Below are 24375 nucleotides of genomic sequence, written 5' to 3'. Positions count from 1 at the left end.
CGCATTTCGGCTCGGGCTCATCAGAGGTGGAACGGCCGACATCAGGCGCGATGCAGTCACGCCGATACCTATAGCGAAATCTGATAGCCCTTCGCACTGCGTCGCGGCGCGTCATCACGCGCCATAACCGTCATATGAGATTTCACCGACCCGGCTGATTTTTGGGACGCCGACGCGATCCCTGCGTCGCCGGGAAAATGTCTTAACGCCTACCAAACTCCTTGTCGGACAGATTTTCGTCGTTTTCGCGATGGTAATCGCAGGCGTCTGGATCGCCACGCAATGGTGTGCGGCACAGCTAGGTTATCAGCCGCAGCTTGGACCGGCATGGTTTGTCCTGTTCGACACGCCGGTCTATCGGCCGTGGGCGATATTTCCGTGGTGGTATCACTACGAAGCCTACGCGCCCGAGGTTTTCGACAAGGCCGGGATGATCGCCGGAGCGAGCGGCTTTCTCGGCTGCGCGTCCGCCATCGCCGGGTCGCTATGGCGCGCGCGCCAGTCGCGGCATGTCACCACATACGGCTCCGCGCGCTGGGCTACAAACGGCGAGATCGACCGCGCCGGCCTGCTCAGCGACAGCAGCGTCTTTCTCGGCCGCAAGCGGTGGCGCTATCTTCGCCACGACGGGCCGGAGCATGTCATGGCCTTCGCCCCGACGCGCTCGGGTATGCGTCCGCATAGCCGCCGCGGTGAAACTCACCGGCATAGGTCGATCGACGCTCTACGAACTCATCAAGGCCGGCGAGCTTGAAACGGTAAAGGTCGGTCGATCAACCTTCGTCCGATACGCCAGTCTCAAGCGCCTGTTCGAGAAAAGTTAGGTGCCATGAGCGAGCCGCAGGAACGACAGGCAAGATCGCTCGCGCCTGTCCATAGGCAATTTATCCTGCAATTTCGCGTTTTCGCCAAATGCAGGATGAAGGACAAGTAAGCCCCACCACCGGCGTGTTCGATTCCCTTTTTTCGCGTTTCATCCCTCTTTTCGATTCCCATTTTTTCTTTGTGGTCGCGTGAGGGTATGAGTGAGGGTATGTCCTGTCCGATCGGAGAGAATATTCAATATTAACATGCCATTAGGTGGATGGTGTGGCTCCCGCTACCTCCGCATATCCGCCTAGGCATGATCGCCCTTCTCGCACGCGGCATCGCCGCGTTCGATCTGAAGCGTCGCATGTTCGATCTCGAACAGATCGTGCAATTGATCGGCCACGCGCCGCCGGACCTGCTGCTCGTCTTCCGACGCGTCGATGACGATATGGGCGGTCAAACTCCGGTCGTCGCCGGCGACCGACCAGAGGTGCAGGTCGTGGACGCTCGCGACGCCGGCGACATCGGCAATGGCCCCGCGCACCGCGTCGAGATCGACGCCGCGCGGGACGCCCTGAAGCAGGATATTCGTCGTATCGCGCAGCAATATCCAGGTGCGCGGCAGCACCCACAGGCCGATGGCGATGGCGACGGTGGGATCGACCCAGGTCCAGCCGGTCGCCCAGATGAGCACCGCGGCCAGCAGAACGCCGACCGAGCCGAGCATGTCGGCCCAGACTTCCAGATAGGCGCCCTTCACATTCAGGCTCCTGTCGCGCCCGCCCGCGAGCACGCGCATCGCGATCAGATTGACCACCAGCCCGAAGAAGGCGACGATCAGCATACCGACCGAGCCAACCGGCTGCGGATCGAGGAAGCGCTGGACGCCTTCATAGAGGACATAACCGGCGATGACGAACAGCAGCAGCGCATTGAACGACGCGGCGAGAATCTCGAACCGTCGATAGCCATAAGTGCGCTTCTTGTCGGCCGGCCGCTGCCCGATCCGGATTGCCGCCAGCGCAATCGCCAGCGCCGCGGCATCGGTGAACATATGCGCGGCGTCGGACAGAAGAGCGAGGCTGTTGAACAGCCACGCCCCCGCCAGTTCAGCGATCAGGAAGCTGCCGGTCAGGGCAAGCGCGATCGAAAGGCTGCGAGCGTTCGCGCCGGCCGTATGGTCGTGTGCGTGCGCCCCGCCGCCTTCACCATGATCATGTTGATGTCCCATCGAATCTCTCCTTATTCCGTGGCCGGCCGATCGGGCAAAGCCCGGCGCCATCCGCCGAAGCGCGGACGCCCTTCGGAGCCGAGCACGACCCTGGCGATGGCAGGCAGCACGAGCAGCGTCAGGATCGTCGCCGCGATCAGGCCGCCGATCACCGTGGTCGCGAGCGGCTTTTGCACCTCGGCGCCGGTGCCGGTCGCGATCGCCATCGGCACGAAGCCGATCGCGGGCACGAAGCCGGTCATGATCACCGCGCGCATCTTTTCGCTCATGCCGTCGCGGATCGCTTCTGCGAGCGGGATGCCCTTCTCGATCCGCTCGCGTATCGCGGTCATGACGACGAGGCCGTTGAGCACCGCAACCCCTGCCAGGCAGATGAAGCCCACCGCCGCCGACACCGAGAAATTGATCCCGGTCAGCGCCAGCGTGAACACCCCGCCCGCGAGACCCAGCGGCACCGCAAGGAACACCGCTGCGGCCCGGCCGAACCCGCCGAGCGCCAGATAGAGCAGCACGAAGATCGCCGCGAAACAGAGCGGGACCACAATCGAAAGGCGGTCCGATGCGGCCTGGAGGCTTTCGAACTGCCCGCCCCATTCGAGATAATATCCTGCGGGCAGCTTTACCTTTGCGATCTTTTCCTGCGCTTCGGCGACGAAGGAACCGGCGTCGCGCCCTTCGAGGTTCACCTGGACGACCACGCGCCGCTTGCCATTCTCGCGGCTGATCTGGTTGAGCCCTTCAGTGAGCCGGATCTGGGCGACCTGCGAGAGCGGAATCTGCCCCCGCGTCCCGCCTGCCTGCGGCAGCAGGATCGGCAGTGCCCGGATGTCGTCGAGGTTGACGCGGGTCGCGTCGGGAACGCGGACCATGATGTCGAAGCGCCGGTCGCCTTCATAGAGGAGACCCGATTCGCGCCCGCCGAGCGCCGCCGCGATGGTGTCTGCAACCTCCTGCACCGTAAGGCCGTATCGCGCGATGGCATTGCGATCGAGCCTGACGTCGAGGGTCGGCGCGCCGCCGATCTGGTCGGCCTTGACGCTGCCCGCGCCCGGGATCGCCTGCAGCACGCGCACCACCTCGTTCGCAGCGAGCGACATCTTGTCGAGATCGTCGCCATAGAGCTTGATGGCGACATCGCCGCGGACGCCCGCGATGAGTTCGTTGAAGCGCAATTCGATCGGCTGCGACACCTCATAGAGCTGGCCGAGGACGCCGGTTGCCGCCTTCTCGACACGTGCGATCACCTGTTCCTTTTCCGTCACGCCCGCGGGCCATTCCGCCTTGGGTTTCAGAATCACGAAGCCGTCGGAAACGTTCGGCGGCATCGGATCGGTCGCCACCTCGGCGGTGCCGGTCTTCGAGAACATCAGTTCGACTTCGGGAAGGCTGGTGATCGCAGCCTCCACCTTGCGCTGCATCGCGAGCGATTGCTCGAGGCTGACCGAAGGCACGCGCGTCGAGGCGAGCGCCATATTCTTCTCGTCGAGCTTGGGGATGAATTCCGATCCCAGCAGGCCGAAAACCGGAATCGCGAGGAGGAAGAAGACAAGGCCCCCCGCGATGAAGCCCCAGGGTTTCGCGATCGCCCTGTCGAGCAGGGGCAGGTAGCGCTCCTTGGTCTTGCGGATCACCCAGACTTCCTTCTCGGCGACCTTGCCGCGGATCATCAGCGCGACGAGCGCCGGGACGAGCGTGATCGCCAGAATGAAGGCCGCAACCAGCGCCAGCATGATGGTGACCGCCATCGGCGAGAAGGTCTTGCCCTCGACGCCGGTGAACATCAGCAGCGGCGCGAAGGCGAGCAGGATGATCGCCTGGCCGAAGACGGTCGGTTTGATCATCTCCTGCGACGCGCGCATCGTTTCTTCGAGGCGTTCGCGGAGCGACAGCAACCGGCCCTCATGCTCCTGCCGGTGCGCCAGGCACGCAAGGCAATTCTCGATGATGATGACGGCGCCATCGACGATCAGGCCGAAGTCGAGCGCGCCGAGGCTCATCAGATTGCCGGGGATGCGAAAGGCGTTCATCCCCATCGCCATCATCAGGAAGGAAAAGGGAATGACGAGCACTGCGATGATCGCTGCGCGCCAGTTGCCGAGCAGCAGGAAGAGCGCGGCGGCGACGAGCAGCGCGCCTTCGGCGAGGTTCTTTTCGACCGTTCCGACGGTGGCGTTCACCAGCCCGGCGCGGTCGAGCACGATCTTGACCTCGACGCCGGGCGGCAATGTTTTGGCGATCCGATCGATCTTCGCCGACACATCTTCGGCAACGGTGCGGCTGTTTTCGCCGATCAGCATGAGCACGGTGCCGATGACCGCCTCCTTGCCGTTCATGCTGCCGGCGCCGGTGCGCAGGTCGCCGCCAATCTTCACCTCGGCGAGCTGGGCGACGGTGACCGGCACGCCGCCGCGCGTCGCGACGACGGCCCCCCGTATCTCGTCGACCGAGCGCACGCGGGCATCGACGCGTACCAGATAGGCCTCGCCGCCGCGGTTGTAGTAATTGGCGCCGACCGCGAGATTGGCGCGTTCGAGCGCTTCGCCGAGTTCGCTGTAGGATATGCCGAAGCTGGTGAGTCTGGTGGGATCGGGTTCGACGACGAAGGTCTTGGCGTAGCCGCCGATCGAATCGACCCCGGCGACGCCCGGCACCGCCTTGAGCTGCGGGCCGACGATCCAGTCCTGAACGGTGCGCAGATAGCCGGCCTTCGCGACCTCGTCGGTGAGCCGCTCGCCCTCGGGCGTCAGATAAGCGCCGTCGGGCTGCCAGCCGGGCTGGCCCGCGACGGTCTTTGCCCCTTTGCCGTCGGGTTTGGCATAGCCGACCGTATACATGACGACTTCGCCGAGCCCCGTCGTGACCGGCCCGACTTGCGGCTGCGTCCCGTCGGGCAGATTCTCCGCGGCCTGGCGGAGCCGCTCGCCGACCTGTTGCCGCGCGAAATAAAGATCGGTCGAATCCGAAAAAATCGCGGTGACCTGGCTGAACCCGTTGCGCGAGATCGAGCGCGTCGTCTCCAGCCCCGGGATGCCGGCGAGCGAGATTTCGATCGGATAGGTCACGAGCTTTTCGATCTCGACCGGCGACAGGCGCGGGTCGATCGTATTGATCTGGACCTGGTTGTTGGTGATGTCGGGAACCGCGTCGATCGGCAGTTTGGTGAGCTGCCACACGCCGAGCCCGGCGACGATGAGAAAGAGGAAAAGCACCACCCAGCGCGCGCGGACGGAAAGCGCCATCAGTTTCGCGATCATGGCTTAATGCTCCTCGCCCGCGCCCTTGCCGAACTCGGCCTTGAGCAGAAAAGCGTTCTTGGTGGCGATCGCCTCGCCGGCCCTCAGCCCCGTGAGAATTTCGACCCGGCCGGCGCTGCGCTGCCCGACCATGACCCTGCGAGCCGCGAATCCGTCCTTCGTTCGCACGAACACGACATCGCGGCCCTCGAGGGTCTGGAGCGCCTCCTCGGCAATGGCGATCCGGCCGCCGTCGGCCTCGGTGCCGCGGCTCGGCAGCAAGCGCACGCGCACGGCGAGCCCGGGCTGGAGGGCACCGGATACGTCGAGCACCGCGGTCGCCGACCGCGTGTCGCCCGCCAGCCCCGGGGTGACAGCGCGCACGCGCGCATCGATCGCGCGTCCGTCGGGCAATTCGACGATCGCGCGGTCGCCGGGGCGGAGCCGCTGCGCATCGGTCGGGCCGACAGCGGCTTCGATCTGAACCTTGGAAGGGTCGGCGACCCGGAACAATTCGACTTCGGGTTGAACAAACGCGCCGAGACTGACGTTTTCCGCGGTGACGCGGCCCGCGATCGGACTCGCGACCACGACGCTGCCGCCATCGCGCGTCACTTGCGCGGTTTGGGCCGCGGCACGGGCGCGCCGGGCCTCGGCCGCCGCCACCGCCGCTTCGGCCTGGGCCTGCTCATAATCGACGCGCGCCGAAACTTTCTGGTCGAAGAGGGTCTTTTCACGGTGCAGAGTCTTCTGCGCGAGCACTGCCCGCGCCTCCGCCGCCGTGCGTTCGGCGGCGATCTGCGCCGCGTCGCGGCTTTGCACGATCGCCAGAGCTTCGCCGGCGCGCACCGGATCGCCGAGCCGTTTGAAGACGCGGGTGACCGCGCCGCCCGCCCGTGCGGCGACGACCGCCTCGCCGTCCGGCGCGGCCGTGACCGTCGCCTGCGCGATGATTTCGGAGCCGAGGCCGCTGGCACCGATCGTCTCGACGCCGATCTCGGCCGCCTCGATCGCGGCGGGCGTGATGGCGAGGCTGTCCGGCGCGGCCTCGCTTTCGGTTTCGCCCCCGCCGTCCTGCATGGCGACGGCGACGGGGTCGGCGGTGCAGCGGGCAACGCCGAAGCCGGCAGCGGCGGCGAGAGCCATGGCGCCCGCAAGGGTGCCCAAAAGGCGCTTGTCCTTGGTGATCATCGAATGTCTCCACGAAGAGGGAGGGCGCAGGGCGAAGCCACTTGCGCGCAAGGGAATGGATGGCTGAGCGCGCGGTGCGAAACGCGGCCGTCCGATAGAGGCGGCGCGATCATCGCTGATGATCCGCGTCGCCCTCGGCGGCCGCCTGCCGCGCGAGGATCGCCCATGCTTCGGCACGCGCCCGGCGCGCCGCGATGAGCTCGGTCCGCGTCGCGGCATAGGCCTGCTGCGCGTCGATATATTCGACGAGCGACGATTTGCCGGCGCGATAGGAGAGTTCGGCAAGCCGCACCCCTTCGCGCGCCTGCTCGATCCCGGCGCCTTCGAGCGCCGCAAGGCGCGCTTCAGCCGAATCGAGATCCGCGCGGGCATTGGCGATCGCCGCCGCGGCCGTCACCACCGCATTTTCGCGCCGGGCGGCGGCGGCCGCGACATCCGCACGCGCGGCCGCGACATTGCCCTGGTTGCGGTCGAAGATCGGAAGCGGCATCGACAAGTTGGCGACGAGCGCCCGGTCGCCGGTTTCGCGAAGCTGGCGCACGCCGAGCCCAACGCTCGGATCGACGCGAGCTTCGGCCCGCTGGCCGCGGAGCCGCGCCTCGGCGATCGCCTGCTCGGTCTCGGCCAGTCTGACATCGAGCGTCGCGCGCGCATCCACGTCGGCGGGCCGCGTCCCGATTTCGCCGTCGATCAACTCGGCGGGCGGCGTCGCCACACCGAGCAGCGCCGCGAGCGAGCGGCGCGCGGACGTCTCCCCGGCCTCGGCCGCGCGAAGCTCGGCAGTCGCCTGGACCAGTGCGGCGTTGGCGCGAAAAGCGCGGAGCGGCGGCTCGTTGCCGGTATCGACCATTGTCTGCGCGACGCGAACGAGTTCGCGGGTCCGCGTCTCATTCTCGCGCGCGAGCGCCAGATCATCGCGGGCGGCGATGGTGGCCGCGAACTGGCCGCGAACCTCGAAGGCGAGATCGGCGCGCGCGATTTCGAGCCGGTATTGCGCCGCCACGAACTCGGCATCGGCAAGCGTCATGCGCGCGCGCCGCCGGCCGCCGAGGTCGAGCCGCTGGTTGATCGACACCGTCGTTTCGAGGCCGGCGAACCCCGAATAGGGTCCGGTGCCGGCGAAATTCTCGACATCGACATTGAGTATGGGGTTGAAGCGATAGCTGGCTTGGCGCTGGCGGCCGCGCGCGGCCTCCACCTCGGCTGCAGCGGCGAGAACGCGCGGCGAGCGCGCGTCGGCTTCTTCCATGGCCTGCGCCAGCGTCAGCCGGACAGGGAGCGGACCGGCGCGGACCATCTGTCCGGCGGGAGGGAGCGGGCCGGCAAGCGCAAGGCCCGGCGCCTGGGCGGCCGCGCTCGCGCTGCTTCCCGCAGCCATGAGCGCCGCGACCGTCGCGGCGGCGACAATAGGGTTCATGAAGGAAAGACTCCTGACAATGACAGGGAAAAGCGCGGCGCTAGGCGCGCGCGCAAACCTGGATTGTCAGGCGATGGGGGGGCGGAACGTCCCGATGAAGGCGGCGGGCGGCACCGCCGCCGACGGCGCGCGGCCATGCGTCACGGCATGAACCACCGCGACCGGCGGTGCGGCGATATCGGCGGCTACGCCCGCATAATGACCATGACAGCCATGCACCGTTGCCGGCGATTGCCGATCGTCCGACGGCGAATCCTGCGATGTCTTGACGACGACCTGAACGCACCCGTCCCAATCGCGCATCTCGTTCGCCATGATCGGGGCCGCCGTGATCGGGGTCGGCTGCGCGCAGTCTTCCGCGGCGTGCGCGATCGAACCCGCAACCGTGCCCGATGCGAGGAGAAGGGACAGCAAGAGCAGAAGCACCCGTCTCATCGAGCCGGCTCGTAGCATTGTTGATTCGGCTTGCAAAGCGAAAGCACGAAGCACCCAGTCCAAAATATCGTTTAATTTCTTGATGTTATCTCATTTCCATCGGCCGACAATGACGCCGCAGCCTGATAGCGGCACGCGCAGTCAGCGCGCGAGGCGTTGAGAACATTAGGGAAACATGCTAATTCGCGCCCGTGGAAGACGCCGCAGCCCCTGCGCCGAGAGACGGCACGGACCCGCCGGTCCGCAAGATCATCCATGTCGACATGGACGCCTTTTACGCGTCGGTCGAACAGCGCGACAATCCGGCCCTGCGCGGCAAGCCCGTCGCGGTCGGGGGTTCGTCGCGGCGCGGGGTGGTCGCCGCCGCCTCCTACGAGGCGCGCAAGTTCGGCGTGCGTTCGGCGATGCCGAGCATCACCGCGAAGCGCCAATGCCCCGACCTGATCTTCGTGCCGCCGCGCTTCGATGCCTATCGCGACATCTCGCACCAGATCCGCGCGATCTTTCGCGACTATGCCGACGAGGTCGAGCCGCTGTCGCTCGACGAGGCCTATCTCGACGTCAGCCGTGACAAGGCCGGGCTCGGCAGCGCGACTGCTGCCGCAAAGCTGATCCGCGAGCGCATCCGCCGCGAAACCGGCCTCACCGCTTCGGCAGGGGTTTCCTACAACAAGTTCATCGCCAAGCTGGCGTCGGACCAGAACAAGCCCGACGGCATCACGATCGTCCGGCCGGGCGACGGCGCCGCCTTCGTCCAGACGCTGTCGATCCGGCGTTTCCACGGCATCGGCCCCGTCACCGCGGCGAAGATGGAGGGGCTCGGCATCTTTTCAGGCGCCGACCTTGCCGCGAAGGAGATGGAATGGCTCGCCGCGCATTTCGGCAACAGTGCCGAATGGCTCCACAATCTGGCGCGCGGGATCGACCATCGGCGCGTGCGGTCGAACCGGCCGCTCAAATCGCTGGGCGGCGAGCGCACCTTCTTCAACGACCTGATCGCCGACACCGAAGTCCGCGAAGCGCTCGCGCATGTCTGCACCGTCGTCTGGGATCGCGCAGCGAAGCGCGGGGCGCGCGGGCGGACGGTGACGCTCAAACTGCGCTATGCCGATTTCAAGACGATCACGCGGGCGAAATCGGTGCCCTTCGCGATCGCCGATGGCGCGGGGCTGCTCGCGGTCGGCGAAGCCATCCTCGCGCCGCTGCTGCCGGTCGAGCAGGGGATACGGTTGCTGGGGGTGACGCTGAGCAAGTTCGAGGGCGAAGAGGATGAGGACGCGATGGCGGGGCCGGACGATCTGCTGAGCCTGATTTGACTCGCACGAAGCCACGAAGCCACAAAGAGCTTTCCCCTCTTCCTCCGTCATTGCGAGCGAAGCGAAGCAATCCAGAGCGGTTTACGCTACTCTGGATTGCTTCGCTTCGCTCGCAATGACGACATTACGGATGCCAAGGGAATAGAAGGACAGTGCTTCGACAAGCTCAGCACAAACGGATTGTGGAGAAGCTCTTTGTGGCTTCGTGGCTTCGTGCGAGTCCCGATCACCCCGCGTCGGCGAACCGCCGTTCCTTGGTCGCGGTAAAGCGGATCGCAGGATGGCGCTGAGTCACATAGCCGACCTCCCACGCATCCTTCGCCATGAACACCGGCGCGCCGTCGCGGTCGGTGGCGCTGGCGCCGCGGTGGTCGGCCTGAAACGCCTTCAGCGCCGCGGGATCGTCGCTCGCGATCCAGCGCGCGGTGTCCCAGGGCGACGCCTCGAGCTTCGCCTCGACCTTATATTCGGCGTCAAGGCGGCTGATCAGCACCTCGAGCTGGAGCTGGCCGACGACGCCGACGATCATGTTCGCGCCGATCTCGGGATAGAAGACCTGGATGATCCCTTCCTCGGCCATGTCGTCGAGCGCTTTCCTGAGCTGCTTGGTCTTGGTCGGATCGACGAGCGCGACGCGGCGCAGCAGTTCGGGGGCGAAGTTCGGCAGACCGGTGATCGTGATGTCGGTGCGTTCGGACAAAGTATCGCCGACGCGCAGGGTGCCGTGGTTGGGAATGCCGATGATGTCGCCGGGAAAGGCTTCTTCGGCCATTTCGCGGTCCTGCGCGAGGAACAGCATCGGGCGGCTGATCGCGATCGCCTTGCCCGTCCCGCCCTGTGTCAAGCGCATCCCGCGCTCGAACTTGCCCGAGCAGAGCCGCATGAAGGCGATGCGATCGCGGTGCGCGGGGTTCATGTTCGCCTGCACCTTGAAGACGAAGCCGGTGACGGCGTCGTCGCCCGGCTGCACCGGCGCGGGCTCGGCAGGCTGCGGCTGCGGACCCGGCGCATGGACTGCGAGCGCGTTCAGCAGGTCGACGACCCCGAATTCCTTGAGCGCCGATCCGAAATAGACCGGCGTAAGATCGCCATTGCGGTAGGCCCCGGCGTCGAACGGCGCGTAGCAGGCCGACGCGAGTTCGGTCTCTTCCTTGAGGTGCGCGAGCGCATCGCCGCTGAGTTCGGCCGCCAGCGCCGCATCATCCAGCCCCGCGACGCCGACCCGCTTCCCCTCGTACATGCGCGAGGCATCGCCGCCGGGCTTCATGATCGCGGGATCGACGAGGTCGTAGATGCCCTCGAACTGCCCGCCCATCCCCGCGGGCCAGTTCATCGGACAGACGTCGAGCGCGAGGCGGTCGGCGACCTCGTCGAGCAGCTCGAACGGCGGCAGGCCCTCGCGGTCGACCTTGTTGACGAAGGTGATGATCGGCACCGAGCGCAGGCGGCAGACCTCGAACAGCTTCAGCGTCTGCGGCTCGATGCCCTTGGCGGCGTCGATCACCATCACCGCACTGTCGACCGCGGTCAGCGTGCGATAGGTGTCCTCGCTGAAATCCTCGTGCCCTGGCGTGTCGAGCAGGTTGAAGACGAGTCCCTGATGCTCGAAGGTCATCACCGACGAGGTCACCGAAATCCCGCGCTGCTGCTCGATCTTCATCCAGTCGGAACGCGCTCGCCGCGCCGCGCCGCGCGCCTTGACCTCGCCCGCCATATGGATCGCGCCGCCCGCGACGAGCAGCTTTTCGGTCAGCGTCGTCTTACCCGCGTCGGGGTGCGAGATGATGGCGAAGGTGCGGCGGTCGGGGTGCTTGCTGGACATGGCGCGGGCGCCTAGCAGGTGGCAGCAATTGTGGAAAGGGGCTGGCGCCCGCGCCGCGCCGGACGCATGGTCGGACGATGCGAACCTTGCTCATCGCCTTTGCGCTGCTCGCCTCCCCCGCCGCCGCGCAGGATTCACCCTTCGTCGGCGAATATGACATCGCCGAAGGCCCCGACGTCGGCGGCGGCCTGCTCATCCGCAATGACGGCCGCTTTCAATATATCTTCGCCGCGGGAGCGCTCGACGAACGCGCCGAGGGGCGCTGGGAGGCGCGCGGCGACACGATCTGCCTGACCACCGAGCCAAAGCCGGTGCCGCCGGCGATGTCGAAAGGCACGCCCGGCGAGATCGACGGCGCGGTGCCTACCATCCTCGTCACCTGGCCGAACGGCCGGACCATCGCGGGAGTCGATTTCACCATCGGCTTCGACAGCGGTGATCCGATCGACGGTTATACCCAATATGACGGCTGGACGATGCCCGACGACGACACGCGCGTCCCACGCTGGGTCGAGGTGCGCGAGCCGATCTACGACATCACCGCACCGCGCTTCGTGCTGACCGAAGCCGATGGCGGCAAGCTGCACGTGATCATCGAGCCGAACGACATCGGCGTGGTCGATTTCGAAGGCGCCTGCGCCGAAAAGACCGAACGCGGTCTGACGCTGCGCCGCGCAGAGGGAGAGATGCGGTTCGTGCGGCTGGGGAAGGATTAATATTCGAGGCCAAGGCCGCTTTGAGGAGGGGAGCGGACATTCCCCACTTTCGTCATTCCCGCGAAAGCGGGAACCCAGTGTGGGGTCAGCCGACGCACGCCCTGAGTTCCCGCTTTCGCGGGAATGACGAAGATAGGGGATGAAAACTGCCGCTCAACTCTCGTCATCCCGGACTTGATCCGGGATCCATTCATCCGGCGCTGAGACAATGGATCCCGGATCAAGTCCGGGATGACGATGTGAGATAGGTCCGCAACCGGTCGAAAACGGCCGTGCGCCTTCACGCACCCTCCCCCCTTGCGCTCCCTCTCCAAATGCGCCAAAACTTTACGTGAACGTAAAGGTAAAGCCCCCGCGAGAGGATATTTTCCCATGACCGACACCCCCAGCTTCGACACGATCAAGTTCGACGTCGCCGACCATGTCGCGACGATCACGCTCAACCGGCCCGAGCGGCTCAATTCGATGCCGCCGGCGATGGCCGATGACATCCGCACCGCGCTCGATTATCTGCCGGTGCTTGGTGCGCGGGCGTTGCTGATCACTGGCGAGGGGCGCGGTTTCTGCTCGGGCGCGGACCTTGCGGGCGACCGCAGCGGGTCGGCGGTCGGCGGCGGCGCGAACAGCCGCAAGGCGCTCCGCAATCATTATAATCCGATGCTGCTCGCGCTCGCCAATCTCGACATTCCGGTCGTCACCGCGGTCAACGGTCCCGCAGCGGGCGTGGGGTGCAGCTTTGGTCTGTCGGGCGATTTTACCATCGCGGGCAAGAGCGCCTATTTCCTCCAGGCTTTCGTCAACATCGGCCTCGTCCCCGACGGTGGCTCGTCGTGGATCCTGCCGCGCCTCGTCGGCCTGTCGCGCGCGACGCAGATGATGATGCTCGGCGAAAAGATCGGCGCGGAACAGGCCGCCGACTGGGGTCTCATCTATAAATGCGTCGAGGATTCCGAGTTGCTGACCGAAGCGAAGGCGCTGGCGGCGCGGCTCGCGAACGGACCGACCGTCGCGCTCGGCACCATGCGCAAGGTTCTGCGCGAGGGCCTGTCGCAAAGCTATGCCGACACGCTCGACGCCGAAGCGAAGGGCCAGTTCATCGCGGGCAACAGCGCCGACGCGATGGAAGGCATTCTTGCGTTCCAGCAGAAGCGCAAGACTGCGTTTCAGGGAAAATAGACCGCTACTTGTTGCGTCATCCCGGCGAAAGCCGGGATCTCACCGTCGAGACCCCGGCCTTCGCCGGGGTGACGTATGAGGGTTGATGCTACGCCGCCTCCTCGACCATCGCCTTCTTGTAGATGCTGTTCCGCGGATAGGCGCAGAGGCGCTTCACCATCGGCTCGAAAAATTCAAGCGGTAGCGACTCATAATCAGGGTCGAAGGCCGGCGCGTCATATTTCTCGCAGAATTCGGCGCAGGCCGCGGCATAGGGGTGATCCGCGAACTGGTCGCGCATGTCGCGGTCGAGCCCCAGATAGTGGAAGAAATAATGACCCTGGAAGATGCCGTGATGCTGCACGATCCACAGATTTTCCTCTGACAGGAAAGGCTTCAGGATCGCCGCCGCGACATCGGGGTGGTTGAAGGCGCCGAGCGTGTCGCCGATGTCGTGGAGCAGCGCCATCACGACATATTCCTCGTCGCGCCCGTCGCGGTGCGCGCGGGTCGCGGTCTGCAGGCAATGTTCGAGCCGGTCGACCGGAAAGCCGCCATAATCCCCGCCGAGCAGTTTCAGATGGTCGAGGATGCGCGCCCCGTTGTTCGGCGCGAACTCCTTTTGCTCGCGCGCGATAATGTCCCAGTCTTCCTGCGTCCCGTCGATCATCGACCGAAAGGTCGCATGTTCGTGCGTCATGTCGTTCATGGCAGCCTCTCCTTATCAGGAGCAGTCTATGCCATCGGTCCCGTTTTGCAACTTTATAGCGCGCAGCGCCTATTCGACCGCATAGGTCACGCCATATTTCAGCGCCTCGTCGAGCGTCAGGCAACGCCGCGTCGATTTGTCAGGGCCGCTGCCCTTCACCGCCTTTTGCCGATACATCACGTCGGTCAGCAATTTGCGCGACACGCCCATCTTGATCAGAAAGGCATTGTCCTCGCTCGCGAGAAGCGCGCTGTCCTGTTCGACGTCGCCGATCAATTCGGTGGTCGCATCGATCCCCAGGGCGACGCTTTCGTCGATCGCGGCGCGGTCGCCGGTGCTGGTGAACATGTGGACGATGAACTCGCCGCCCGGCTCGATCACGCGCGGCTGGCCGCCCATGAAGACGAAATTGCAGGCGCTGAAACAGGCCCAGCCCGACGGAATCCGGGTTCCGAGGCCGGGAAAGGACCGGATCACACGGCCCGCCGCATTGCCCGCGCGCGCGTCGCCCCCCGGCGAGCGAAGCCATATCTCGCTGACGTCGGGATTGGCTTTCAGCGCGGTCGAAAGCCGATCGGGAAGCCCGGCGTCGACCCGGCCTTCGGCCAGCATCACCTTCATGCCGCCGCGCTTTTCGACCGTCAGCTTCATCGTCGGATTCGTCGACCAGTTCGGATTGAGCGGACAGGTCGGATTGATCGGGTCCATGTCGGTCGCCGCGCCGAGGGTAGCGAGCGCGAGGACACCCGCCAGCAGGCGCGCGAGCTTAGGCCGCGAGCGTATAGCGTGCATCGCCCGGCCCCTTGCACATGCGCTTGCTCACCTGCGTCTCTTCGCCGTCGACGATGATGAAGTCGTTGACGGTCATGCACTTGCGCCCGCCGCCTTCCTGATTGATCGACGCGATCGTCGACGATCCGCTGACATTCTCGCGCGTTTCGCTGGTCCAGTTCGACGTCGCGCCGACCTCTTCTCCGCGCGTGATCTCTTCGGTCGCTTTCGCCGCCTGGACCTGCTCGGCCGGGTCCAGCTTGCAGGCGATCGCGTCGGTCAGCGTTCCGCTGACCTCGGCGATCGGCACATAGCTATAGACGCCGGCCTTGCTCGCGGCATCGCCGACCGCATCGCGGATCACGCCGCCCAATATGCCGCGCCCGACGCTGCTGCCCTTCTTGCCTTTCGGACAGCCGCCATTGTCGTCGCTGCTCGGGCTCGGCGCCGGGCTAGGCGTCGTCACCTTGCGGAGCAGACTGCCGAACTGCGCCTCGGCGGGCGCCGCCGCCAGCATGCAGGCCGCGAGGACCGCTGGAACACCCCAAATTTTACGCATCATTGCCATACCCTCATCGCACCCGTTTCCGGGCCATTATGCGATCCCATTGGCATCGGTTCATGCCACCCGCTGTGATTTTCATCAACAGCGCAAGATAATCTCATCCAGACAGGTTGAATTAAGGCTGAATATGTCACACTACCCCCGTCATGCTGTCGCAAAAGACCCGCTATACGATCCGTGCCTTCCAGCATCTTGCCGACCATTGGGGCAAGGGACAGGTGCAGCTTGCGGACATTGCCGACGCGCAGAATATTCCGCCCAAATTCCTGACCGTCATCCTGTCCGAAATGGCGCGCGAGGGGCTGCTCATTTCACAGCGCGGCCGCGATGGCGGCTATCAACTGGCGTTGCCCCCGATCGACATCAGCTATGGCGACCTCGTTCGGCTGACGCGTGGGTCGCTCGCGCTCGTCCCCTGCGCCGCGCGCAACGCGCACGAGCATTGCAAGAATTGCCTGCCCGAATCCGATTGCCGCCTGCGCAGCCTGATGCTGAAGGTGCGCGACGACACCGCGTCGATCCTCGACCGCATCACCCTGGCCGATCCGATCGTGCTGGAGCCGCTGTTCGAGAAGGAAGAAGCGGCAGAATAGTCCCATCCCCAAACGGAAAAAGGCCCGCTTTCGCGGGCCTTTTCGTAAAATGGTGGAGCCTAGCGGGATCGAACCGCTGACCTCTACAATGCCATTGTAGCGCTCTCCCAGCTGAGCTAAGGCCCCGTGCCATTTCGCGGGTCGCCCCTGGGTGGTGCGACCGGGACGCCGCCTTTACCAGCGCGCGCCCGTTATGCAAGGGGCCAAATGCATCGGGTGATGCTTTTTTGGCCCCTCAACATCATTTTTTGGCCCCTCAACATCAAATGCCGCGACGTCAGCTTTCGTCGTTGCCGTCGTCGCCGGTATCGACGCCCAGATCGTCGTCGCCGCCGAGGTCGACGTCGTTGTCGGGCGAATCATTATCCTCGTCGACATCGACGTCCAGATCCAGATCCTCATCGACGCCTTCTTCCTTGGGCGTCTTGCCGGGCTTTTCAGCCTGCTCGAACGGCATCGGCTGCTTCGATTTCAGCACCGATTCCGGGATCCACGCATAGCCGCAGTTGATGCAGGTGACCGGATCATCCTTGGTCAGATCATAGAATCGGGTGGCGCATTTCGGGCAGCTACGCTTCGCGCCCCATTCAGCCTTTATCATATATTCCTCTTAAACCTTTGAAGGTGTGAGATAAATTTCGGAGAAAGGGCGGCGCCGAAACGGCCACCCGTCAAATCGGCGTGCGCCTTGCCAGATTGTTTGCCCGCTGTCAAAAGCCGCTCGCGATGACAGACCCCAACCCCAACCCGCGCCCCAGCCCGCGCGCCTTTTCCGCCTCCGGTCCGCTCCAGGGCAGGATCGCGATTCCCGGCGACAAGAGCATTTCGCATCGCGCGCTGATGCTGTCGGCACTCGCGGTCGGGACGAGCCGCGTCACCGGCCTGCTCGAGGGGCATGACGTGCTCGCGACGGCGGCGGCGATGCGGGCGATGGGGGCGAGCATCGAGCGCACCGACGACGGCGCGTGGGTGATCGACGGCGTCGGGGTCGGCGGGCTGCTCCAGCCGCGCCAAGCCGTCGACATGGGGAACAGCGGCACCTCGACGCGCCTGCTGATGGGCCTCGTCGCCAGCCACCCGATCACCGTCACCTTCACCGGCGACGCCAGCCTGTCAGGCCGCCCGATGGGCCGCGTGATCGATCCGCTGAGCCAGATGGGCGCCGACATCACCGCCTCACCAGGAGGGCGCCTGCCGCTGATGGTGCGCGGCCTCGCTCCCGCCATCCCCCTCGCCTACCGTCTGCCGATGGCGTCGGCGCAGGTGAAGAGCGCGGTGCTGCTCGCTGGCCTCAACACCCCCGGCATCACCGAAGTGATCGAGCCGGTGCCGACCCGCGACCATAGCGAGCGGATGCTGCGCGGCTTCGGCGCCGATCTGACCGTCGAGACCGATGCCGACGGCACGCGTCATATCCGCCTGTGCGGCGAGGCCGAGCTTCGGCCGCAGACGATCACCGTGCCGGGCGATCCCTCGTCGGCCGCCTTCTTCATCGTCGCGGCGCTGATCGTCCCCGGATCGGACGTCGTCATCGCCAATGTCGGCCTCAACCCGACGCGCGCCGGACTCGTCGAAGTGCTGCAGGCGATGGGCGGCAATATCGAGCTTCAGAACGCCCGCGAAGTCGGCGGCGAGCCCGTGGCCGACCTCCGCGTCCGCCACAGCAGCCTCAAGGGCATCGCCGTCGATCCGGCCATCGCGCCGAGCATGATCGACGAATATCCGATCCTCTTCGTCGCCGCCGCGCTCGCCGAAGGGCGCACCGTCACCACCGGGCTCGACGAGCTGCGCGTCAAGGAAAGCGACCGGCTGGCGGTGATGGCGGCGGGCCTCACGGCGATCGGCGCGCGGGTCGAGGAGAGCGCCGACGGCCTGATCATCGACGGCACCGGCGGCGACCCGCTGCCCGGCGGCGCGACGATCGCCGGCCACCTCGACCACCGCATCTGTATGAGCTTCGCCATCGCCGGGCTCGTCAGCAAGGCGCCAGTGATGATCGACGATATGGCGCCGGTCGCGACGAGCTTTCCCAATTTCGAGGCGCTGCTCGCGAGCCTGCAATCATGATCATCGCCGTCGACGGGCCCACCGCGTCGGGCAAGGGCACGATCGCGCGCGCGATCGCGGCGTATTTCGCCCTGCCGGTGCTCGACACGGGATTGCTCTATCGCGCGGTCGGCTATCAGACGCAGCTCAACCACGGCGATCCCGATAATAGCACCGACGCACTCGCCGCGTGCAACTTTGCCGACAGCCTGCTGGACGATCCGGCGCTCCGCTATGAAAGTACGGGCGGCCTCGCGAGCCGCGTGTCGGTACATCCCGCGGTGCGCAAGGCGCTGTTCCAGCGGCAGGTCGATTTCGCAAACCAGCCGGGCGGCGCGGTGCTCGACGGACGCGACATCGGCACGGTGATCGCACCGTACGCCGACGCCAAGCTGTTCGTCACCGCCTCCCCCGAGGAGCGCGCGCGGCGCCGCCATGCCGAGATGCTGGGGCGCGGCGTCGAGATCACCTATGACACGGTGCTCGCCGACATCCACGCCCGCGACGCGCGCGACACCGGCCGCGCCGACGCGCCGTTGATCCGCGCCGGGGACGCGCTGCTGCTCGACAACACCGCGCTCGACCGCGACGCAGCGATCGCGGCGGCGATCGCTTTCGTCGAGGGCAAGGTCGCGCGATAATATGCGCGCAGAAGCACGGCGGAAGAGGACGAAAGGTCGACGCTCACATCCCGTCATGCTGAACTTGTTTCAGCATCCATGGCCCGCGCTTTCGTCAGACGCTGCGCCTTTTTGTTTCGCACGAAGACACAAAGCCACGAAAAAGGCGGCTTGGGCCGACAGGCCCGGCACTCCGTATAGCGGTACGTCCTGCAACGATGTCGAAAGAGGAAAGCCGCTTCGCGGCAAGCGCAACACCTTCGTGGCTTTGTGTCTTCGTGCGAAACATAACTGGCGCGGCTCTATCAGGCGAACGCCGGGCCATGGATGCTGAAACAAGTTCAGCATGACGCGCGGGAGAGGCTGGCGCTGATCCACCGCCTTTTTCCTTGCCCAAAGCCCCCTCCCCGCCTATATGCGCGCCGTCCGACAGGCGTCTTGCCGGTCGAGGCACGGGTGAACCGCCGCTCCGACCGGAGCGTCGGGCGTGATGGGGTGACCTCGTCGCGCCCTTTTTGCTTTGTCCGTGTTTCGTCCGCGATATGCCTTGAGGATGTCTTGCCTCGCATTCGGCGGGCAGGACGGATCGGCCACAAGACCAGCGGACCCAACCGCTTGGCCGGAACAATGAAGTAAGGAAACTATCCATGGCCACTACGGCTTTCCCGACGCGCGACGATTTCGCCGCGATGCTCGATGAATCGCTTGGTGGTGCCGACGGCGGCTTTGAAGGCCGCGTCGTCAAGGGCACCGTGACCGCGATCGAAAACGACCTGGCAGTGATCGACATCGGCCTGAAGAGCGAAGGCCGCGTGCCGCTTCGCGAATTCGCGATGCCGGGCCAGAAGGCCGACCTCAAGGTCGGTGACGAAGTCGAAGTCTATGTCGACCGCGTCGAAAACGCCAATGGCGAAACCATGCTCTCGCGCGACCGCGCGCGCCGCGAAGCCGCCTGGGACCGCCTCGAAGAAGAATTCAACAAGGAAGCCCGCGTCGAAGGCGTCATCTTCGGCCGCGTCAAGGGCGGCTTCACCGTCGACCTCGGCGGCGCCGTGGCGTTCCTTCCGGGTTCGCAGGTCGACATCCGCCCGGTGCGCGACGTCGGCCCGCTCATGGACCTGCCGCAGCCCTTCCAGATCCTCAAGATGGATCGCCGCCGCGGCAACATCGTCGTGTCGCGCCGCGCCATCCTGGAAGAAACGCGCGCCGAACAGCGCTCGGGCCTGATCCAGAACCTCGAAGAGGGTCAGATCATCGAAGGCGCGGTCAAGAACATCACCGATTATGGTGCGTTCGTCGACCTCGGCGGCATCGACGGCCTGCTCCATGTCACCGACATGAGCTACAAGCGCGTCAACCACCCGAGCGAAGTCATCAACATCGGTGACACCGTCCGCGTCCAGATCATCCGCATCAACCGCGACACGCAGCGCATCAGCCTCGGCATGAAGCAGCTCGAAAGCGATCCGTGGGAAGGCGTTGCCGCCAAATATCCGGTCGGCGCGAAGCTCAAGGGCACCGTCACGAACATCACCGACTATGGTGCGTTCGTCGAGCTGGAGCCCGGCATCGAAGGCCTGGTCCACGTCAGCGAAATGTCGTGGGTCAAGAAGAACGTCCACCCCGGCAAGATCGTTTCGACCAGCCAGGAAGTCGACGTCATCGTCCTCGAAGTCGACAGCGACAAACGCCGCATCTCGCTCGGCCTCAAGCAGGCCCAGTCGAATCCCTGGGGCGCGTTCGCCGAAACCCACCCGGTGGGCTCGGTCGTCGAAGGCGAAGTCAAGAACGCCACCGAATTCGGCCTGTTCGTCGGTCTGCCCGGCGACGTCGACGGCATGGTTCACATGTCGGACATCGCCTGGGGCATCTCGGGCGAGGAAGCGCTGCATCTCCACCGCAAGGGCGAGCAGGTGCAGGTCGTCGTTCTCGACGTCGATGTCGAGAAGGAACGCATCAGCCTCGGCATCAAGCAGCTTGAAAAGGGCGCCCCGGCCGTTGGCGGCGGCGCTGCCGCTTCGGGTTCGCTGAAGAAGAACGAGATCGTCACCGTCACTGTCCTCGAAGTCCGCGACAACGGCCTCGAAGTGCAGGCCGGCGACGATGGCGCCACCGGCTTCATCAAGCGCGCCGATCTTGGCCGCGACCGCGACGAACAGCGCGCCGAACGCTATCAGGTCGGACAGAAGTTCGACGCGATGGTCACCGGCTTCGACCGTTCGAAGAAGCCCAGCTTCTCGGTCAAGGCGCTGCAGATCGCCGAAGAGAAGCAGGCCGTCGCGCAGTACGGTTCGTCGGACTCGGGTGCGTCGCTCGGCGACATCCTCGGCGAAGCGCTGAAGGCCGGCAAGAAGGACTGATAATTTCACGTCCTCGCCGTCAGGCAACAGAAAAGGCCCGCAGAGTGTCCCTCTGCGGGCCTTTTTCTTTCGGTGATATATTTTGACCGAACAGTGATTCATGATACTCTCCCGCCCGCGTTGGGAGGGGTCCTCACGCACATGGAGCCGGCAACGACCGGATGGCCTGCGCCCGTCGGGCGCGCGTGACTATATTAGGGGAAGCACATGATCCGGTCGGAACTGGTGCAGAAGATCGCGAGCGAGAACAGCGATCTGCGCCTTGAAGAGGTGGAACGCATCGTCGATGCCTTTTTTGATTCCATCGTGGACCAGCTCGCCAGCGGCGGGCGGGTCGAATTGCGCGGTTTCGGCGCCTTCTCGACGCGATCGCGCGAATCGCGCACCGGCCGCAACCCACGCACCGGCGCCCCGGTCGCGGTGAACGCCAAGAACGTGCCCTATTTCAAGCCCGGCAAGGAAATGCGCGAGCGGCTGAACGACTGAGGGTTCATCCCTCGTCATTGCGAGCGCAGCGAAGCAATCTCCAGCCATCGGACTGGAGATTGCTTCGCTGCGCTCGCAATGACGAAATCGGCCTCAATTCTTGAGCCGATACCCCGTCCGGAACATCCAGAAGATCATCGTCAAACACAGCGTCAGGAACAGCGCGACCGCGCCCATGCTGACGCCAATGCCGACGTCGCCCTGCCCGAAGAATGTCCAGCGGAACCCGCTGATCAGATAGACGACCGGGTTGAACAGGGTCACCGTGCGCCACGCCGCAGGCAGCATGTCGAGCGAATAGAAAGCGCCGCCCAGAAAGGTCAGCGGATAGACGACGAGCAGCGGGATCACCTGCAACTGCTCGAAGCTCTGCGCCCAGATGCCGATGATGAAACCGAACAGGCAGAAGGTCACCGCCATCAGGATCATGAAGGCGACCATCAGCACCGGATGCGCGATCTGGACATCGACGAACAGATGCGCGGTGGCAAAGATGATCGCCCCGATGATCACCGATTTCGTCGCCGCAGCGCCGACATAGGCGATCAGCAGTTCCAATGGCGACATCGGCGACGACAGCATCTCATAGATCGTACCCGTCCATTTGGGCATGTAGATGCCGAAGCTCGCGTTGCTGATGCTTTCGGTGAACATCGTCAGCATCATCAGCCCCGGCACGATGAAGGCGCCATAGGGCACTGTGCTGACATCGCTCATCCGGCTGCCGATCGCCGACCCGAAAACGACGAAATAGAGCGTCGTGGTGATGACGGGCAGCATCAGGCTGGTCCAGAAGGTACGCCCGAAGCGCGCCATCTCGAACATATAGATCGAGCGGATACCGCGGAGATTCTGGATCATGCGGCCTGCTCCGCTTTCGTTTCATGGACGAGCCCGACGAAAATATCCTCGAGCGAGCTTTGCCGGGTGTGAAGGTCCTTGAACGCGATGCCGAGGTCGCTCATCCTCCGCAGCAGCGAGGGCACCCCTGTCGCCTCGGCCTGGCTGTCGAATTCATAGACGAGTTCGTGCCCCTCGCCCGCCAGTTCGAGCGTCCACTCGCCCAGCTCCGCAGGCACGGCGTCGAGCGGCTCGGCCAGATTGAGCGTCAGCGTCTTGCGCCCCAGCTTCTTGATCAGCGCGTGTTTCTCCTCGACCAGGATCAGCCTGCCCTTGCTGATCACCCCCACCCGGTCGGCCATCTCCTCGGCTTCTTCGATATAATGGGTGGTGAGGATGATCGTCACCCCGCGCTCGCGGAGCGAACGCACCATGTTCCACATGTCGCGGCGCAGCTCGACGTCGACCCCGGCGGTCGGTTCGTCGAGGAACAGGATTTCGGGCTCGTGGCTGAGCGCCTTGGCGATCATCACGCGGCGCTTCATGCCCCCCGACAGCTCCATGATCTTGCTGTTCCTTTTGTCCCACAGCGACAGGTCTTTCAGCAATTGCTCGATGAAGGCGGGATCCCTCGGCTTGCCGAACAGTCCGCGCGAGAAGCTGACCGTCGTGATCACTTTCTCAAACGAATCGGTGTGGAGTTCCTGCGGCACCAGCCCGATCATCGACCGCGCGGCGCGATAATCGCGGGCATGGTCGTGGCCGCCGACGGTCACCGTGCCGCCGCTTGGCGTCACGATGCCGCAGACGATGCTGATCAGCGTCGTCTTGCCCGCGCCGTTCGGCCCGAGCAGCGCGAAAATCTCGCCCTTGCTGATGGCGAGGTCGACGGCAGCGAGCGCCTGATGGCCGCTCTTATACGTCTTGGAGAGGCCGGAGATTTCAAGGACTGGAGTCATTCGACCGCGAATAGCCGAGCCGTCCGCCCCGGTGAAGCTCCAAACGCAAAGGACCAAACAAGCGCTTGACCTCTTCGGATCCATCCGCTTGACCGGCTGCACGCGTGCGGACGTGGCGAAATCGGTAGACGCAGCAGACTTAAAATCTGCCATCCTCTGGATATGCGGGTTCAAGTCCCGCCGTCCGCACCAGCGATCTTTTGGCCGGAGCGTCGCACGGCGCCTGTCCCGGCCACGAGCCGGAGTCGGCAACGGCCCGCGCGAAGACCCAGCCCGATACACGGCAGGAAGCATGGATTTTGGTAGCGGAGGAGGGACTCGAACCCCCGACACGCGGATTATGATTCCGCTGCTCTAACCTGCTGAGCTACTCCGCCCCGAAAGGCCGCCGCTTCGGGCGAGCCGCGCCTATAGGCAGGCTGTCGGTTCGGGTCAATATCATGTGCGCGGCCCTCGAAAATTACGGGCGAACGCGGGTTCCCACGGGCCGCCGCGATAGAGATGGGTGGCGAGACCGGTGATGACGAGCGGGCGGGGACAAAAATCGCGCGCAAGGTCGGCCAGCAGCGCCCGTGCCTCGCCCGCCGAGACCTTGTTCTGCACCGTGATGTGCAGGCGCGGCACGCCCTGGTTCTGCGCGGTCAGCAGGCCGTGGAAATGATCGGCTATGCGCGCGCGGATGGCGAGCAGCGCGGGACTTTCGACCTGGAAAGCGACGCCGCGGCCCAGCGAAACGACGCCGCGCAGCATCGCCTCGGGCGGCGGCGTGTCGGACGACAGGCGGCGGATCAGGCGCTCCAATTCATCACGGCACGACGGCGGCAACTGGTGGAACAAGGTGATATGCGCCGCGACGAGGTTACGCGCGGGCGGAAAATGGGCATCGCGCAGCCGGTCGAAATGGCGCTGGTCGGCCGCGCCCATCACTGCGGTAACAAGGATGGGCGCGGCGCCAGAGGCCCGGAAGGGAGGGGAAAAACCCGGGTCGGTTGGCTCGAGACGGGGTGGACGCGGCGATCGGGGGGAGGATGTGCCGTCGTCCATGGGACGCCCTTTCTCGTGGCCGCGCCAATGACGCAAAGCCGGCGCACGATCTAATC

General features: G+C 65.2%; 22 protein-coding genes, 3 tRNA genes and 1 pseudogene. 11 read left to right on the top strand and 15 right to left on the bottom strand.

The window, feature by feature from the left end; genetic code table 11:
* Positions 1–250 precede the first annotated feature (250 nt).
* Together VHO04_RS04325 and VHO04_RS04320 are read left to right on the top strand one after the other, a co-directional pair.
* A pseudogene (locus tag VHO04_RS04325) lies at positions 251–670 on the top strand (conjugal transfer protein TraG); the annotation flags it as partial.
* Positions 639–824 carry a helix-turn-helix domain-containing protein gene (locus VHO04_RS04320; RefSeq protein ID WP_082737236.1) on the top strand — a complete coding sequence of 62 codons (186 nt, stop codon included), beginning with the start codon at positions 639–641 and terminating at the stop codon, positions 822–824. The pseudogene VHO04_RS04325 and the gene VHO04_RS04320, both read left to right, overlap by 32 nt.
* A 293-nt stretch (positions 825–1117) precedes the next feature.
* Here the strand turns inward: VHO04_RS04320 and VHO04_RS04315 are convergent, their stop codons facing one another.
* The 5 genes from VHO04_RS04315 to VHO04_RS04295 form a co-directional block, all read right to left on the bottom strand.
* Entirely contained in the window at positions 1118–2041 is a 924-nt protein-coding gene (locus VHO04_RS04315; protein WP_329627165.1) for a cation diffusion facilitator family transporter, read from the bottom strand.
* Positions 2042–2052: 11 nt separating this feature from the next.
* Complete coding sequence (locus VHO04_RS04310; RefSeq protein WP_329627164.1) at positions 2053–5295, bottom strand: CusA/CzcA family heavy metal efflux RND transporter; 3243 nt, start codon at positions 5293–5295, stop codon at positions 2053–2055.
* Positions 5296–5298: 3 nt separating this feature from the next.
* Positions 5299–6465, bottom strand: a complete 1167-nt coding sequence (locus VHO04_RS04305) for an efflux RND transporter periplasmic adaptor subunit (RefSeq protein ID WP_329627163.1) — start codon at positions 6463–6465, stop codon at positions 5299–5301.
* Positions 6466–6574: 109 nt separating this feature from the next.
* Complete coding sequence (locus tag VHO04_RS04300; protein ID WP_329627162.1) at positions 6575–7882, bottom strand: TolC family protein; 1308 nt, start codon at positions 7880–7882, stop codon at positions 6575–6577.
* 66 nt (positions 7883–7948) lie between these two features.
* Positions 7949–8317, bottom strand: a complete 369-nt coding sequence (locus VHO04_RS04295; RefSeq protein WP_329627161.1) for a hypothetical protein — start codon at positions 8315–8317, stop codon at positions 7949–7951.
* Positions 8318–8508: 191 nt separating this feature from the next.
* On the opposite strand from VHO04_RS04295, the gene dinB reads away from it, so the two are divergent.
* A complete protein-coding gene (gene dinB / locus VHO04_RS04290; RefSeq protein ID WP_329627160.1) occupies positions 8509–9633 on the top strand; it encodes a DNA polymerase IV in 1125 nt (374 codons plus the stop codon).
* Between the two features lie 226 nt (positions 9634–9859).
* On the opposite strand, the gene VHO04_RS04285 is transcribed toward dinB, so the two are convergent.
* Entirely contained in the window at positions 9860–11455 is a 1596-nt protein-coding gene (locus VHO04_RS04285) for a peptide chain release factor 3 (RefSeq protein ID WP_329627159.1), read from the bottom strand.
* A gap of 77 nt (positions 11456–11532) precedes the next feature.
* On the opposite strand from VHO04_RS04285, the gene VHO04_RS04280 reads away from it, so the two are divergent.
* Both VHO04_RS04280 and VHO04_RS04275 read left to right on the top strand, forming a co-directional pair.
* Positions 11533–12171, top strand: coding sequence for a hypothetical protein (locus tag VHO04_RS04280; protein ID WP_329627158.1), 639 nt, complete (start codon positions 11533–11535; stop codon positions 12169–12171).
* 372 nt (positions 12172–12543) lie between these two features.
* Complete coding sequence (locus tag VHO04_RS04275) at positions 12544–13347, top strand: enoyl-CoA hydratase-related protein (RefSeq protein WP_329627157.1); 804 nt, start codon at positions 12544–12546, stop codon at positions 13345–13347.
* 88 nt (positions 13348–13435) lie between these two features.
* Here VHO04_RS04275 and VHO04_RS04270 read toward each other — a convergent pair whose 3' ends face one another.
* From VHO04_RS04270 to VHO04_RS04260, 3 genes are all read right to left on the bottom strand, one after another.
* On the bottom strand, positions 13436–14035 hold the full coding sequence (locus VHO04_RS04270; RefSeq protein WP_329627156.1) for an HD domain-containing protein: 600 nt from the start codon (positions 14033–14035) through the stop codon (positions 13436–13438).
* A 69-nt stretch (positions 14036–14104) separates the two neighbouring features.
* Positions 14105–14827, bottom strand: a complete 723-nt coding sequence (locus VHO04_RS04265) for a hypothetical protein (protein ID WP_329627155.1) — start codon at positions 14825–14827, stop codon at positions 14105–14107.
* Positions 14802–15368 carry a hypothetical protein gene (locus tag VHO04_RS04260; RefSeq protein WP_329627154.1) on the bottom strand — a complete coding sequence of 189 codons (567 nt, stop codon included), beginning with the start codon at positions 15366–15368 and terminating at the stop codon, positions 14802–14804. The genes VHO04_RS04265 and VHO04_RS04260 overlap by 26 nt, the downstream gene beginning before the upstream one ends.
* A 149-nt stretch (positions 15369–15517) precedes the next feature.
* Between VHO04_RS04260 and VHO04_RS04255 the strand changes: the two genes are divergently transcribed.
* Positions 15518–15964 carry an RrF2 family transcriptional regulator gene (locus VHO04_RS04255; RefSeq protein ID WP_297660250.1) on the top strand — a complete coding sequence of 149 codons (447 nt, stop codon included), beginning with the start codon at positions 15518–15520 and terminating at the stop codon, positions 15962–15964.
* A 50-nt stretch (positions 15965–16014) separates the two neighbouring features.
* Here the strand turns inward: VHO04_RS04255 and VHO04_RS04250 are convergent.
* Together VHO04_RS04250 and VHO04_RS04245 are read right to left on the bottom strand one after the other, a co-directional pair.
* Positions 16015–16090, bottom strand: a tRNA-Ala gene (locus tag VHO04_RS04250).
* A 151-nt stretch (positions 16091–16241) separates the two neighbouring features.
* Positions 16242–16565 carry a TIGR02300 family protein gene (locus VHO04_RS04245; RefSeq protein WP_329627153.1) on the bottom strand — a complete coding sequence of 108 codons (324 nt, stop codon included), beginning with the start codon at positions 16563–16565 and terminating at the stop codon, positions 16242–16244.
* A gap of 125 nt (positions 16566–16690) precedes the next feature.
* On the opposite strand from VHO04_RS04245, the gene aroA reads away from it, so the two are divergent.
* The 4 genes from aroA to VHO04_RS04225 all read left to right on the top strand — a co-directional run bounded on the left by aroA (position 16691) and on the right by VHO04_RS04225 (position 21476).
* Complete coding sequence (gene aroA, locus VHO04_RS04240; RefSeq protein WP_329627152.1) at positions 16691–18031, top strand: 3-phosphoshikimate 1-carboxyvinyltransferase; 1341 nt, start codon at positions 16691–16693, stop codon at positions 18029–18031.
* Positions 18028–18651 carry a (d)CMP kinase gene (cmk, locus tag VHO04_RS04235; RefSeq protein WP_329627151.1) on the top strand — a complete coding sequence of 208 codons (624 nt, stop codon included), beginning with the start codon at positions 18028–18030 and terminating at the stop codon, positions 18649–18651. Before aroA ends, cmk begins: the two co-directional genes overlap by 4 nt.
* A gap of 626 nt (positions 18652–19277) precedes the next feature.
* Positions 19278–20990 carry a 30S ribosomal protein S1 gene (rpsA, locus tag VHO04_RS04230; protein ID WP_257543109.1) on the top strand — a complete coding sequence of 571 codons (1713 nt, stop codon included), beginning with the start codon at positions 19278–19280 and terminating at the stop codon, positions 20988–20990.
* Positions 20991–21197: 207 nt separating this feature from the next.
* On the top strand, positions 21198–21476 hold the full coding sequence (locus tag VHO04_RS04225) for an integration host factor subunit beta (RefSeq protein WP_329627150.1): 279 nt from the start codon (positions 21198–21200) through the stop codon (positions 21474–21476).
* Positions 21477–21569: 93 nt separating this feature from the next.
* Here VHO04_RS04225 and VHO04_RS04220 read toward each other — a convergent pair whose 3' ends face one another.
* The gene (locus tag VHO04_RS04220; RefSeq protein WP_329627149.1) at positions 21570–22337 is read right to left on the bottom strand and encodes an ABC transporter permease; all 768 of its coding nucleotides are present in this window, start codon (positions 22335–22337) and stop codon (positions 21570–21572) included.
* Complete coding sequence (locus VHO04_RS04215; RefSeq protein WP_329627148.1) at positions 22334–23275, bottom strand: ABC transporter ATP-binding protein; 942 nt, start codon at positions 23273–23275, stop codon at positions 22334–22336. The genes VHO04_RS04220 and VHO04_RS04215 overlap by 4 nt, the downstream gene beginning before the upstream one ends.
* 106 nt (positions 23276–23381) lie before the next feature.
* Between VHO04_RS04215 and VHO04_RS04210 the strand changes: the two genes are divergently transcribed.
* A tRNA-Leu gene (locus tag VHO04_RS04210) sits at positions 23382–23467 on the top strand.
* A 108-nt stretch (positions 23468–23575) separates the two neighbouring features.
* Here VHO04_RS04210 and VHO04_RS04205 read toward each other — a convergent pair.
* Positions 23576–23652: transfer RNA gene (locus VHO04_RS04205), tRNA-Met, on the bottom strand.
* Between the two features lie 61 nt (positions 23653–23713).
* Positions 23714–24199 carry a 2'-5' RNA ligase family protein gene (locus VHO04_RS04200; protein WP_329627147.1) on the bottom strand — a complete coding sequence of 162 codons (486 nt, stop codon included), beginning with the start codon at positions 24197–24199 and terminating at the stop codon, positions 23714–23716.
* Between the last annotated feature and the right edge of the window lie 176 nt (positions 24200–24375).

Origin of the sequence: Sphingopyxis sp. (assembly GCF_036261875.1) — a bacterium.
Classification (GTDB): Bacteria; Pseudomonadota; Alphaproteobacteria; order Sphingomonadales; family Sphingomonadaceae; genus Sphingopyxis.
The sequence above is the reverse complement of the archived record's forward strand: the minus strand, read 5'-3'. Positions and strand labels throughout refer to the sequence as shown.

What these genes read in the sequence shown, in the direction of transcription:
- VHO04_RS04320 (WP_082737236.1), top strand. Translation starts at nt 639, where the DNA reads ATGTCATGGCCTTCGCCCCGACGCGCTCGGGTATGCGTCCGCATAGCC.
- VHO04_RS04315 (WP_329627165.1), bottom strand. Translation starts at nt 2,041, where the DNA reads ATGGGACATCAACATGATCATGGTGAAGGCGGCGGGGCGCACGCACAC.
- VHO04_RS04310 (WP_329627164.1), bottom strand. Translation starts at nt 5,295, where the DNA reads ATGATCGCGAAACTGATGGCGCTTTCCGTCCGCGCGCGCTGGGTGGTG.
- VHO04_RS04305 (WP_329627163.1), bottom strand. Translation starts at nt 6,465, where the DNA reads ATGATCACCAAGGACAAGCGCCTTTTGGGCACCCTTGCGGGCGCCATG.
- VHO04_RS04300 (WP_329627162.1), bottom strand. Translation starts at nt 7,882, where the DNA reads ATGAACCCTATTGTCGCCGCCGCGACGGTCGCGGCGCTCATGGCTGCG.
- VHO04_RS04295 (WP_329627161.1), bottom strand. Translation starts at nt 8,317, where the DNA reads ATGAGACGGGTGCTTCTGCTCTTGCTGTCCCTTCTCCTCGCATCGGGC.
- VHO04_RS04285 (WP_329627159.1), bottom strand. Translation starts at nt 11,455, where the DNA reads ATGTCCAGCAAGCACCCCGACCGCCGCACCTTCGCCATCATCTCGCAC.
- VHO04_RS04280 (WP_329627158.1), top strand. Translation starts at nt 11,533, where the DNA reads ATGCGAACCTTGCTCATCGCCTTTGCGCTGCTCGCCTCCCCCGCCGCC.
- VHO04_RS04275 (WP_329627157.1), top strand. Translation starts at nt 12,544, where the DNA reads ATGACCGACACCCCCAGCTTCGACACGATCAAGTTCGACGTCGCCGAC.
- VHO04_RS04270 (WP_329627156.1), bottom strand. Translation starts at nt 14,035, where the DNA reads ATGAACGACATGACGCACGAACATGCGACCTTTCGGTCGATGATCGAC.
- VHO04_RS04265 (WP_329627155.1), bottom strand. Translation starts at nt 14,827, where the DNA reads ATGCACGCTATACGCTCGCGGCCTAAGCTCGCGCGCCTGCTGGCGGGT.
- VHO04_RS04260 (WP_329627154.1), bottom strand. Translation starts at nt 15,368, where the DNA reads ATGATGCGTAAAATTTGGGGTGTTCCAGCGGTCCTCGCGGCCTGCATG.
- VHO04_RS04255 (WP_297660250.1), top strand. Translation starts at nt 15,518, where the DNA reads ATGCTGTCGCAAAAGACCCGCTATACGATCCGTGCCTTCCAGCATCTT.
- VHO04_RS04245 (WP_329627153.1), bottom strand. Translation starts at nt 16,565, where the DNA reads ATGATAAAGGCTGAATGGGGCGCGAAGCGTAGCTGCCCGAAATGCGCC.
- aroA (WP_329627152.1), top strand. Translation starts at nt 16,691, where the DNA reads ATGACAGACCCCAACCCCAACCCGCGCCCCAGCCCGCGCGCCTTTTCC.
- cmk (WP_329627151.1), top strand. Translation starts at nt 18,028, where the DNA reads ATGATCATCGCCGTCGACGGGCCCACCGCGTCGGGCAAGGGCACGATC.
- rpsA (WP_257543109.1), top strand. Translation starts at nt 19,278, where the DNA reads ATGGCCACTACGGCTTTCCCGACGCGCGACGATTTCGCCGCGATGCTC.
- VHO04_RS04225 (WP_329627150.1), top strand. Translation starts at nt 21,198, where the DNA reads ATGATCCGGTCGGAACTGGTGCAGAAGATCGCGAGCGAGAACAGCGAT.
- VHO04_RS04220 (WP_329627149.1), bottom strand. Translation starts at nt 22,337, where the DNA reads ATGATCCAGAATCTCCGCGGTATCCGCTCGATCTATATGTTCGAGATG.
- VHO04_RS04215 (WP_329627148.1), bottom strand. Translation starts at nt 23,275, where the DNA reads ATGACTCCAGTCCTTGAAATCTCCGGCCTCTCCAAGACGTATAAGAGC.
- VHO04_RS04200 (WP_329627147.1), bottom strand. Translation starts at nt 24,199, where the DNA reads ATGGGCGCGGCCGACCAGCGCCATTTCGACCGGCTGCGCGATGCCCAT.